Source organism: Dellaglioa sp. CoH-57-MRSF-20 (assembly GCF_056781955.1).
This window is the reverse complement of the sequence record NZ_JBXAXV010000148.1, coordinates 1-386: the sequence shown is the minus strand read 5'-3', so window position 1 is coordinate 386 and position 386 is coordinate 1. Positions and strand designations below refer to the sequence as shown.

Annotated in this window: 1 protein-coding gene; it reads left to right on the top strand. The window is 54.9% G+C overall.

Annotation, left to right across the window (positions count from 1 at the left end; all coding sequences use genetic code 11):
* The coding region (locus AC1RPN_RS08555; protein WP_481763769.1) for a hypothetical protein at positions 1-295 on the top strand (295 nt) is incomplete at its 5' end.
* Positions 296-386: the final 91 nt, after the last annotated feature.

Sequence of the window (386 nt, the reverse complement as noted above, 5' to 3'; positions counted from 1 at the left end):
GATGAGTGAGGCGCTTGCCGCGATTGGTGTCGAGAACCCGCTCGGGGCACTGGAACGCGCGGCCGCAGATGGGGTGCCAGTGCCACTCAAGATGTGGCTTTCGGCGGCTGGCATCAATCTGGTCGAACTGGAAAAGGACATCGTAGACGGCGAGGATTTGCGCGTTCTGCTCACGAATAACACGATCAACGTGCTGGAAGAGGTGGCTCGCGGCATCGTAGCCTCAAAGGGCAAGTATGGCGTCCACGCGTTCAACGCCCTGATTATGAACTTGCGGGACTTGATCAGTAAATAAATGTTGACACCGAAGAGCCACCACGTTAAACTGGTGGCTCTTTTCATTGGAGGCGTCATGAAGCTCAACAAGTTTGACAAGCGTATGCTGA